11 protein-coding genes are annotated in these 10,979 nt (G+C 57.4%); 6 read left to right on the forward strand and 5 right to left on the reverse strand.

The genetic code is table 11. The features are described from left to right. Both Q7O77_RS09180 and Q7O77_RS09185 read left to right on the forward strand, forming a co-directional pair. On the forward strand, positions 1-611 hold a 611-nt coding region (locus Q7O77_RS09180; RefSeq protein WP_304166067.1), incomplete at its 5' end, for an ABC transporter ATP-binding protein. After that, positions 611-1,225: an RraA family protein gene (locus Q7O77_RS09185; RefSeq protein ID WP_304166070.1), complete on the forward strand. Its 615-nt coding sequence runs from the start codon at positions 611-613 to the stop codon at positions 1,223-1,225. The genes Q7O77_RS09180 and Q7O77_RS09185, both read left to right, overlap by 1 nt. A gap of 44 nt (positions 1,226-1,269) precedes the next feature. Here the strand turns inward: Q7O77_RS09185 and Q7O77_RS09190 are convergent, their stop codons facing one another. Then, complete coding sequence (locus Q7O77_RS09190; protein ID WP_304166074.1) at positions 1,270-2,595, reverse strand: APC family permease; 1,326 nt, start codon at positions 2,593-2,595, stop codon at positions 1,270-1,272. A gap of 740 nt (positions 2,596-3,335) precedes the next feature. Here Q7O77_RS09190 and yjeH point away from each other — a divergent pair. Beyond that, the gene (gene yjeH / locus Q7O77_RS09195; protein WP_304166077.1) at positions 3,336-4,610 is read left to right on the forward strand and encodes an L-methionine/branched-chain amino acid transporter; all 1,275 of its coding nucleotides are present in this window, start codon (positions 3,336-3,338) and stop codon (positions 4,608-4,610) included. Between the two features lie 134 nt (positions 4,611-4,744). On the opposite strand, the gene Q7O77_RS09200 is transcribed toward yjeH, so the two are convergent. Both Q7O77_RS09200 and Q7O77_RS09205 read right to left on the reverse strand, forming a co-directional pair. After that, positions 4,745-5,383 carry a LysE family translocator gene (locus tag Q7O77_RS09200; protein WP_304166080.1) on the reverse strand — a complete coding sequence of 213 codons (639 nt, stop codon included), beginning with the start codon at positions 5,381-5,383 and terminating at the stop codon, positions 4,745-4,747. After that, entirely contained in the window at positions 5,376-5,570 is a 195-nt protein-coding gene (locus tag Q7O77_RS09205; protein ID WP_304166083.1) for a hypothetical protein, read from the reverse strand. The genes Q7O77_RS09200 and Q7O77_RS09205 overlap by 8 nt, the downstream gene beginning before the upstream one ends. A gap of 845 nt (positions 5,571-6,415) precedes the next feature. Here Q7O77_RS09205 and Q7O77_RS09210 point away from each other — a divergent pair. Both Q7O77_RS09210 and Q7O77_RS09215 read left to right on the forward strand, forming a co-directional pair. Continuing rightward, positions 6,416-6,694 (forward strand): hypothetical protein, encoded by a 279-nt coding sequence (locus Q7O77_RS09210; protein WP_304166086.1) that lies wholly within the window; start codon positions 6,416-6,418, stop codon positions 6,692-6,694. Between the two features lie 233 nt (positions 6,695-6,927). Next, positions 6,928-7,773 carry a GNAT family N-acetyltransferase gene (locus tag Q7O77_RS09215; protein ID WP_304166088.1) on the forward strand — a complete coding sequence of 282 codons (846 nt, stop codon included), beginning with the start codon at positions 6,928-6,930 and terminating at the stop codon, positions 7,771-7,773. A 38-nt stretch (positions 7,774-7,811) separates the two neighbouring features. Here the strand turns inward: Q7O77_RS09215 and Q7O77_RS09220 are convergent, their stop codons facing one another. After that, positions 7,812-8,561, reverse strand: a complete 750-nt coding sequence (locus tag Q7O77_RS09220) for a CDP-diacylglycerol diphosphatase (RefSeq protein ID WP_304166091.1) — start codon at positions 8,559-8,561, stop codon at positions 7,812-7,814. A gap of 553 nt (positions 8,562-9,114) precedes the next feature. Beyond that, positions 9,115-10,197 (reverse strand): iron-containing alcohol dehydrogenase family protein, encoded by a 1,083-nt coding sequence (locus Q7O77_RS09225; RefSeq protein ID WP_304166096.1) that lies wholly within the window; start codon positions 10,195-10,197, stop codon positions 9,115-9,117. 415 nt (positions 10,198-10,612) lie between these two features. Between Q7O77_RS09225 and Q7O77_RS09230 the strand changes: the two genes are divergently transcribed. Continuing rightward, the coding region (locus Q7O77_RS09230) for a LysR family transcriptional regulator (RefSeq protein ID WP_304166094.1) at positions 10,613-10,979 on the forward strand (367 nt) is incomplete at its 3' end.

Here is a 10,979-nt window from a genome sequence, read left to right on the forward strand (position 1 = left end):
TCCATCGCCAGTCTACGGTCGCGGTGGCTCGGCAGCTGGCGATCCTGCCGCAGCGGCCGGATGCGCCGGAGGGGATCACGGTCCGGCAGCTGGTCAGTCTGGGGCGCTATCCGTATCAGAACTGGTTTCAACAGTGGTCGCAGGAGGATGAAGTCCGAGTCTCTCAGGCGTTGCAGCAGACCGGCACCACGGAGCTAGCCGAGCGTCCGGTCGACGCACTGTCCGGCGGCCAGCGGCAGCGGGTGTGGATCGCAATGACGCTGGCGCAGGATACAGAGGTGCTGCTGCTGGATGAGCCGACGACCTATCTCGATCTGGCGCATCAGATTGAGGTCTTGGATCTGTTGCGCGATCTGAATCGTCAGGCTGGTAAGACCATTGTGATGGTGCTGCATGATCTGAATCTGGCCTGCCGCTATGCCGATCATATGGTGGCGGTCCACAACCGCACCGCATTCGCGCAGGGGCGACCCGCCGACATCCTGACGGAAGCCATGGTGAAAACGGTGTTTAATCTGGACTGCCGTATCATCCCCGATCCCTTTTTCCAGACCCCGCTGTGTATTCCCTTTGGCCGCGAGCGGCCTGCATCGGCAATGGAGGGAAGGTGATGAGCTATCAGGTTTGGCCGCGTCAGCAACAGGTGGGCGACGAGCTGCTGGCGCAGTGGCGAGGGATGTCGACCTCTGCGCTGGGCCACCTGACGGAGGAGGGGTATCTGCGCGGTATTCGGGCGTTGTCGCCGGGCGTCAGCGTGGCGGGCAATGTGGTGACCGCCAGCCTGCGGATGCCGGACGGCGGCGCGCTGCGCGAGGCGCTGTTGCTGAGTCAGCCGGGCGATGTGCTGGTGATTGATGCGATGGAGGACGCGGAACGCGCCTGCTGGGGCGAGCTCAGCACATTAGCGGCGCAGGTTAAACGGCTGGCGGGCGTGATCGTGTCCGGCGCGGTGACGGATGTTCGCGAGCTGCGGGCGCTGGGGTGGCCTGTGTTCTGCCGCGGCATCAGCGCAATCACGACGCGTGGGTTGGGAACCGGCGGCGAGGTCAACCACCCCATTGCCGTCAGCGGAGTGACGGTTCATCCCGGCGATATGGCGTTAGGCGATGACGACGGCGTGTTTATTCTGAGCGCGGCGTGCGCGGCGCATTGGCTGGAGCCAGTGAGAGAGAAATCGCGCGCTGATGCCGAACGCCGTAACGAGCTGATGCGACGTCGCGGCTAACGAGCAACGGATGAGGCTGCGCGGTTCAGGCACCGCGCCAGCCGTCAGGAGAAGACCAGTTCGCGTTTGGTGACCCGGAACCAAATGATCCAGCCGAGCCCAATGGCCGACCAGACCAGACCCAGAATCATCGAATCCTTTTCCAGATGAGCCCACATGACGCCAATCGTGCCGATGCCGAGCAGAGGTAGAATCAGGTTGAAGAGCCACTCTCGGGCAGAGGACAGTCGTTTGTCACGAATGACATGCAGGGCGATGACCGACGCATTGACTGCGGTGAACGCCACCAGCGCGCCGAAGCTGATTAGCGACACGGCGGTATCCAACCCGAAGAACATGGCGCTCATCGACAGTCCGCCGATAAACAGCACGCAGTACAAGGGGCTGCCGAGTCGCGGGTGGACGTAGCTGAAAAAGGAGCCGGGGAAAATCCCGTCGCGGCCCATGATGTGCAGCAGCCGCGCGGCGCTGGCGTGAGAGGCCAGCGCGGAGGCGAAAGTATTGACGAGGATCGCCACCAGAAATAGCGACTGAAACAGCGCGCCGCCCACGTACAGAACGATTTCCGGCATCGCCTCTGAGGGGTTCTTGAACTGCGCGTTGGTCGGATAGTAGAGCTGAATGAACCAGGAAGCGGTAAAGAAGATGGCGCCGCCGATCAGGGCGGTAAGAAAGACTGCGCGGGGGATCGTGTGCTTCGGCGAGTGTGTCTCATTGGACAAGGTCGTCACGGCATCGAACCCCAGAAATGAGAAGCACAGTACCGCCGCGCCGCCAATGAGCGGGATCACGCTGGTGTCGCCGTTGAGTAGGGGGCGCAGGGTCCAGACGGCATCGGGGCCGTTCTGATGGCTGACGCCCTGAATCACCAGATAGATGAACACGCCCATCAACACGACGGGAGCGCCGACAAACAGGAAGTTCAGGTTGGCCAACAATTTGATATTGCGGCTGTTAATCCAGGTAACCAGCAACGTGAAGGTGGCAATCCAGATCCACGGCGGTAGCTGCGGAAACAGCGATCTCAGGTATATGCCCGCGAGCAGCGCGTTGATCATCGGCAGCAGCATGTAGTCCAGCAGCGAGGCCCAGCCGACCATGAATCCGGCCTGATTACCGCAGGTTTTACGGGTGTAGGTATACGCCGAGCCCGCTTCCGGAAAGGCTTTCACCATGCGGCCATAGCTGAGCGCCGTAAGCAAAACAGCGACCAACGCCAGCAAATAAGCGAGCGGCACACGGCCTTCGGTCAGGCCCGACACAATGCCGAAGGTGTCGAACACCGTCATGGGCGTCATGTACGCCACCCCGATGATCACGACCTGCCATAATCCCAGCTTTCCGTTGCTCTCTGCGTTCTCTTTCGCCATAACATTATCCCGTTTTCATCCAAGAATTTATGATTGCTCTGGACTGAAGGCAGCAATTAATGTGCCAGCGCCAGCGTGTTAAACGGAATAATCCGGCCGGGATGATACACGTTCCTGCTGTTATCGCCTATGCCATGCGGGAAAAGGTCTGTTTGCGCCGAATCACCCGGTAAGGACCGTCCCTTTTCGCGGCGACGTCATTGCACTCTTTCTCAGCAGAGAGCGGCAGTCAGGCACCATGATGGACAACTGATTTGGTGGCTTATTATCGAGCGTGGAAAGTAAAACCTCAGCACGGTCAGGCGGCTCCCCAGCCCAGAATGCGGCGACTCCGCGGTCTGTAAAATCACCACGCGGTGGGGGTCAACTCGCGCCTCGTCGCGATTGGGCCAGAGCGTCATCGGTGCGAACGACGCCTTTTACCGGGATGATAGGGAGTGACGGGCGGCAAATCCGCGTTCAGTCAAGAGGTCAGCCGCATTCGGCAGTATAATGGCCGCATGGGTAGTGCATGGCCTATCTAAATCAGCGAGCGTCAGATCGTTGTCGGTGACCAGGCCGGCCGACCACCGTGTCGGTACGCAACTGGGGCAATGATATCGATGACGGACCCATTCTGCGGGGCCGTCGTCGTGCGCGGACAGCGACTGCTATCGGGAATGCCGGATAAGTTAGGCGTGTTCATGGCTTGTGCCAGTGTCGTCATGGGATGACAGAAAATTGCTAAAGGGAGAGAGGGCGTGTCTGAGCAGCGCGGTAAGTTAAGTCTACATCAGGGAGTGGGTTTTCTGGTTTCTACGCTGTTAGGTTCAGGCGTATTCATTGTTCCGGCGATGGTGGCCGGACTGGTCGGGCAGTGGGCGTGGCTGGCATGGCTGGGTATGACGTTGCTGGTGCTGCCCGTGGTCTTCACTTTCGCGTTGCTGGGACGTCAATTCCCTCACAGCGCCGGTACCGCGCATTTTGTAGAACTGGCCTACGGACATCGCCTGCGGCAGAGCATCTCCTGGCTGTACCTGTCTGTTATCCCCATTGGGCCGCCGGTGGTGGTGATCACTGGCGCTAACTATCTGGTGTACTGCCTGGGCCTGCCACCGGTCTACTGCGGTTACTTCGCGCTGCTCATGCTGTCGCTGATTCTGATCGTCAATACCTTCAACGTCACGCTGTCGGGCAATGTGCAATTCGGGATTACGGTGCTGACGGCGCTGGTGCTGATCAGCGTCATCGCGGTGGGTGTCACGGAGGCGCCGACTGCCGCGCCTAAGATCATACCGGCTGGCGGCGATAGCCTATTACCGTTCTTCAAGGCAATGGGCATTATTTTCTGGTGCTTCGTGGGCATCGAGGCCGCCGCTCATCTCGCGCCGGAATTCGCTTCTCCCGAAAGAGATTTTCCCCGCACGATTGTTATCTCTTTGACGATCGCGCTCAGCCTGTACTGCTTGCTGAGCTACACCGTGCTGCGGTTTTCTGCCTTTGGCAACGAAGTCGACAATATCTCCTCGTTGCCCCGGCTGATAGGGCAGGCGTTTGGACGAACGGGCGCGATAGTGACGGGCCTGATGGGATTTTTGACCTGTCTTGCCGCGGTCAATCTCTACATTATCAGTTTCACCCGATTGATTATTTCGATGAAGGGCGAGGGCGCGATAAGCCGTTGTCTGGGGTACCGTAACCGTTTCCATGCGCCAGTTGTGGCGACGCTGCTTGCGGTACTGCCTGTCGCCATCACCGTCGCCCTCAAGTACGGTTGGTCTATTGGTCTGGATAGCCTGATTGCCTGTGCTAACGGCGTCTTTGTGATGATCTATCTGGCCGCGTCTTTGTCGGCATGTCGCTTGCTTCACGGTCCTCAACGTGTGATGGCGCTGTTGGCTAGCCTGTTTTGTCTTGGCGTCACCGCGGTTATCGGCGACAACATGGTGTATGCCGTCGTGATTATGCTGCTCGCCTTTGTCTGGAGTTCATGGCGGCTGCGTCAGACGACCTCTTCCGGCGAATCTCGGGCGTAAAACAACCGGGGTGGCGGCCTTTTCCGGGCCGTTTCCCTCTGCGGCCTGTCCACACGATCTGTTTTAACGAACGCTGCGCGATGCGTCGTGCTATTCAGCGGCTGGCGCATCGCGCGGCGCTTGTCATTTCCTCTCTACGACGGCATCACTCCCCAGGCTATTTCACACGTCATCCAGCTGCCGATGGCCAACAGCAGCATGGCCGGCACTTTCGAAAGGAAGAAGTTGATGTCGTTGACGCTCCGCTTTTTAAGCCAGGGAGACAGGTAGCAATACGCCAAATTGAAACCGGACGTGCCCAGACAAAACAGCGTTCCCATCAGGATAAACATATCGCCGGAACTCTCTGGCGAGATGAACTGGGAAAAGAAGGCGAGGAAAAAAATGCCTGCTCGGAGGTTCTGCAGGCTACGGAGGGTCCCCTGTAGAAAGAAGGAGGACGGGTGTACTGGGGCTATCGTCATACTTTTAGATAAATAACGCGCCGCCGGGGGCAGGCGGTATATGCGGCTGCCTTCCCAGATTAGAAACAGCGCGCCCAGCAGTTTGACGAGGGTCAGCACGGCAGGCGACGCCGCCAGCGTGAAGCTGACGATCAGCCAGGATAAAATCACATAGCAATAGTAGCCGAGCGCGAGTCCGACGATGCCGCTCAGCGCGGCTCGCTGGCCAAACCGATGAAAGTTACCGGTAATGCACAGCACGTCCTTGCCGGGGATGGCGCAGAAGGTGAACGCGGCGATAAGAAACAGGGTCCAGTTAAAGTCAGCCATGGAATCCCTCTGCTTGTCTGATAGCCAGTTTGCTCGGCAGCAGGTGACCTTGCGCCCATTTTTTGAGTGCCTCCGCCATACCGGCTTCACCATCCGGAGACAGACCGTGATCCCCCTGCTGCTGACGTCGGCTGTATAACCAATAGAATTCCCCATTGGAGAAATATTTCCAGCGCCGTGATCGCATAATCAGCGGTCCGCTGTGACCCGTTTCCTTCTTTTGGTGTCGCATATGATCGTCGCAAGCCCATTTCAGCGTTGTCTTGAAGACTTCAATAGGTTTAATCATCGCTAGCCAAAGGGGGTTAGGCGATAGGGTGAAATGACGTTGAATCATTTTGTGTAAAAAATAAGTCTTTTTCATAAAGGTCGCGTCGTTAAAGTGAAAATAAAAGGTGATATTGGGGAGTTATTCTTTCCGCGGAATAATGCCTAATAGGAACCAGAAGGTTAAAAAAACGAGTAACTATTCTGGGTAATAAAATAAATAAGAGGTGAGTGGTGGAATCGTTTACAGGAAAGTTGTTTTCGGGAGTTTTGTCGCTGGGATAAAAAGAGGTGTGATGAAGTGATTGACGTCTAACTGTTTTTTCGCTGGGTGGTCTCGTGAGATGTCTTTGATATATTTGGCCTTCGTTCGGGGTTTTCTGCTGCCTTGCGGTTCCCTTTGCGCAAAATAGATCACCGGGGGGGACTATTATTAGCATCCTGTATATCATATTTAAATAAGGGTAGCGCGCTACCATTCTTCTAGCCACGATATAACACTCCTTGTTGCGTTAGGCTTGGATATATTACGATTTTTTATTGATTATTAGGTCATCAAATACGACATCGCAAAGTGATTTAATTCTCGCAATAATATCCGCTTTTATTAAAAAGGGGAAGTTATGGTCGGTAAGATAAAATAAGTCTGTTAAGAGAAATTGATTGCGATGAGTGATAATTAGCGCGTTGTGGCTTGCTCTTGTTGTTTATTTCGTGAGGGAATAATCGGCATCGCCGATGACGTCATTGTGGTGAGCCTATCCGATGGAAGTGCTTTATGTTGATACGAGCGCCTCCGAAGAAGTGTTAAAAGGCGACAACAGACTTAAGCCTCAGTGTCGAGGTCAATGTGGGCTAAAGGGTGGAGGATTTACCCTGGGCGCTGATCTCATGGCTGCGGCTGTAGCCGCGATAGCTGTCGGTTCCACTGCCCTGATTTCCCGTCCAGCGTACGTTTACCCGGTAAGTATGCTGTTTTTCGGCCATGATATTCCCCATTGGTTTGAGATGAGCGCGATTGCAGACAGCGGCACCCACGAATAGGCGCGATGGAACTCACGTTATGTCAGTCTTGATAGGCTTGGCAAGCAGTGGCTGGCGGCGATTGAATGGTCTGGCGGGAGTGTTAGGGCATTGCGTTGAAAAGGGGCTTCGGATAGGTTCGCACAAAGAGGTCTCGACGTGCGCATGGCGAAAGTCACGCGGTCGAATCGGTTTTGACGCGTTAACGTTGTGCCCGACACCGCCGACGTCAACAGAATGAGAGGGTAAAGGTGATGGGGATCATATTGCGGCCGATGACGCAGGCCGACTGCGTGGCCGGTTATCGGCTCACTCAGCAGCTGCACTGGCCGCATCGGATGGAGGATTGGCAGGAGGCATTGCGCTTGGGCGAAGGGCGCGTTGCTGAGTGCGAGGGGCAGATAGTGGGTACGGCGCTGAGCTGGCGCTGGGGAGCCCACTGGGCCACGCTCGGTTTGGTGGTGGTCGATGCGAAATTTCAGGGACGAGGCATTGGCCGTCGCCTGCTGGAACAGCAAATAGCGGCGTTGGGCGAGCGACAGCTCAGGCTGCATGCCACCGCCGCTGGGCTCCCGTTGTATCAGTCGTTGGGCTTCACGGCGGTCGGCGAAACTCAGCAGTTTCAGACCGCCTGCCTGACGACCGTTCCGCGTGTGGAGGAGACGGCTGGACAGCGGCTTCGTCGTGCTCGCGCGGAGGATCTCCCCGAATTAACGGAACAGGACAGACAGGCTAACGGCATGGTGCGTTCGACGCTGGTGTCCGATCTGTTTCGTTATGCGGAACTTTGGGTGTTGGAAGAGGGCGATCGCATCGTTGGTTGGGGAGCCAGTCGTCGTTTCGGACGCGGCTGGACGCTCGGTCCGGTCATCGCCCACGGCGTGCCGGAGGCGCAGCGGATCATCGCACGGCTCATGCAGGACAGAGTGAACGATTTTGTGCGTATTGATACGCATGCGGCGCAGGGGCTAGGGGAATGGTTATCCCGCTGCGGTCTGACGCAGGTGGATGCGCCGGTCGTCATGGTGCGCGGCGAACCTTGGAGGAATGGCCCCGAGGAACCTCGTGCGTTTGCGCTCATGTCGCAGGCGATGGCCTGATAAAACAAACGGGACCCATAAATCGGTCCCGTTATCGATTAACGTGCCAGTGAGCACTGGGTATCGATCAGCTCAGAGGTCGAACCGCGGTTGAAGCCGAAGCGGACGCCTCGGTTAGCCAGCAGCACTTTTTCGCCATCGGGCGTGACGGTGAGCGCCAGTCCGTAGTTGTCGATGCTGTCGCCTTGACGCTGCACATAGGCGTAAAGCTCTTTGAACGGGTCATGTCGCGTCAGATCCTGCGAAGTCAGCTTTTTCGCCAGATAGCGATGTCCACGCAGCTCTTCGCCCAGCGGCTGCCAGTCGGTCGTTAAGGTATTTCCCTGTTCGCGCAGCGTTTGGTAGGCCTCGGGGCGCAGGCAAGAGATATGGATGTGCAGCTGTTCTTGCGTGCGCGCATAGCGTGAGTTGACGGCCAGCACCAGAATGTCGTCCGGCAGTGTTTTACCCGCTTCGTTGGACAGGTGCTTACGCGCCTCCCAGGCGGCGGCGAAAAAGGCGGGGACAGAGTGTTCTTGCAACGCGGGGCTTTCGATTCCCGAGATTTTCTCGGTTGGGATCAGCAGGTCGTGGTGGGGCCCATTTCTGTCTTTGATGAGTGCGGTCTGGGTATGGCTATTGACCGCAAGACAAGGCGCCGGAGAGCCTTGCTGCTGACTGGGAACGCACTTTTCTGTGACCGTATTCCACAGCGCATCGCTACTGTCTCTGAACAGGAAGACCCCGATCAGCACCAGCAACACGATGACGGCAGCTGTCGCATACCTTATCTTCTTTTTCCTCTGCATGTATTACGCCTCCTGCATAATTGAACGATGGGTTCCAGATAAAAACCAGGTTGTATCCCATCCTCGCAGCCGAGAGTGATAACGGTTACATGGTGGATAGAACTTGATTCTGAACCGAAATTTTACACCTTGCCGGATCCGGAACCACAGATAATATAGCGGAGTTACACGGTGAAAACATGGGGTATCCGGCGCCAGCGTCAGGATCTGTGAGTTCAACCGGGCGTTCATGCACACCGTTTTCCGTGTGCGACGCTGACGAAATGCCTGCTTCAGGGGCGCTCAAAGAGCCGATGTTTCGGCCCGAATGCCGGTGTCGCCGCCTCTGATCGCCAGCCCGCGCTCAGCCCGTTGGAACCATTGGGAGAGAGACGCACAGGGCTGGGATCTGACGGGGCGCGATGCTTTCATTAACGTGGTCACCCCCACCGAGTTCACCGCTGTTTCTGTGACGCTGACAGGCGTATTTTCGATTCGTCGAGGACGCGACAGGGCCGCGGCGACGGTCTGGCGCCACGGCCAACAGTAAGAAAAGGGGGGGGCAGTCGCACCGTCAGGCGGCGACGGCCGCCAGATGCTCTGTTTCCCACAGCGCTTTCAGGAGTGTATCGCTATCCACCGCGAAAGGCAGAAGCGCGGCGGAGCGGATACGAACATGGCGCGCGATGCGTTCGACCTGATCCGGTTTGTCCGCCAATCCCAGCTGAGTCAACGTCAACGGACTGCCAAAGCGCGACAGCAGCGCGAGCAGCGGCTGCCGTTCCTCTTCCTGCCCGGTATTCAGCAGGGCCTGTACTGCCAGCCCGAAGCCGACCTTCTCGCCGTGTAGCCAGTGATGGAGTTCAGGCAGCCGGGTCATGCTGTTATGAATGGCATGCGCGACGCCGACGCGCGCCACGTTGTCCTTCATGCTATTAGCCAAGCCCGCCAGCGCAATATTGGCGTCGATGACCTGCCGCAGCGAGGGTGTGACGCGGTGATCCTCAATATCCTTCAGCGCCTGAACGCCGTGACGGTTGAACGTCTCCAGCGCCAGACCTGCGGCCTGCGCCTTCAACACCAGCGCCAGCGAAGTCGTCTCCGTCTGTAGATAGGGTTGGAATTCATACCACTTGGCGAGCGCATCCACGATCCCGGCTTTGAGATAGCGTGCGGGGCTGTGTGCAATCACCTCGCTATCGACCAGCACCCAGACGGGCAGGCGTTTCAACGGCAGGGGCGCGACATGCGCGCCGCGTCCGTCATAGATCACGCTGATCGGCGACCATGCGGCGCAGGTGGCGGCGATAGTCGGTACGGCGATCACCGGCAGCTGTCCGAGGAGATCGCCCACGGCCTTGGCGCTGTCCAGCGCCCGACCGCCGCCGACGCCCAAAATCAGCCCGGCATTCAACGTTCTGGCCGCCGTCGCCAGTTGATCGATAGCCTGATGAGTACACGGGCCTTGCTGGAAGACGACGTCGTACTGGATATCGTGCTGATGCAGACTGGATTCGATAGCCTGGGACGTCGCCTGCCAAGCCTGAGGGCTGGTGATGATCAGAATGCGTGAGGCCAGCGGTTCGATAAAGTCGCCCACTTCGGCGATCAGTCCGTCGCGGTTGAGGTAGGTTTGCGGTGCCTGGATAGCAATCATAAGCAGAGTCTCGCTGGCGGTCATAGAGATAGCTCCCTTATAACAATGCCGACACGCGAATCAAAAGCACGAATCCGGCAATGCATTACGTCAAAAAGACATAACCCACAGGTGAGGGCGCTGCTGCGACCGCCGCCGTAGCGGTGGGAAAATCCAAGCGCTGTTCTTCGCAGTACAGCTCCATTTTCGCCACCGATGGCGCGGTTTATCTGCCGTGCGGACTTGAGACAAACGTCGTGTATGGAGTAGGGCATCCTGTCGTCGCGCGTGGACGCAACCGGTTGAATCACGGATTAATTGCTGATGATGGAAACGATGGCGGTAAAGGCATTCACAAAATGACGGTGCTTTCGATAAAACGAATGGCGTGATATCTATTGGACATTGACTCATTTTAAAGAGGCGCCTGACGGCTATGTTAACGCTACGTCAAATTCGGCACTTTATTGCGGTTGCCGAGACCGGCTCCATCTCCGCCGCCGCGCAAACCGCCTTCGTTTCTCAGTCGTCGCTCACGCTGGCTATTCAGCAATTAGAAACTGAAACCGGGGTGAGGTTATTCGAGCGTCACGCCAAGGGCATGACGCTGACTCATCAGGGACATCAGTTTTTACGCCAGTCCTACCTGATTCTGGCAACGGTGGAAAATGCGACCCGCAGCCTGAGAACCGGTACTGAAAGTATCACCGGTTCCCTGACCGTGGGCGTGACGAGCCTGGTGGCGGGGTACTTTCTCGTCGACCTGCTCAAACATTTCAAAGACGCCTATCCCAATGTGATGG

This window comes from Lonsdalea britannica, assembly GCF_946477055.1.
In the GTDB taxonomy this organism is placed as follows: Bacteria; Pseudomonadota; Gammaproteobacteria; order Enterobacterales; family Enterobacteriaceae; genus Lonsdalea; species Lonsdalea britannica_A.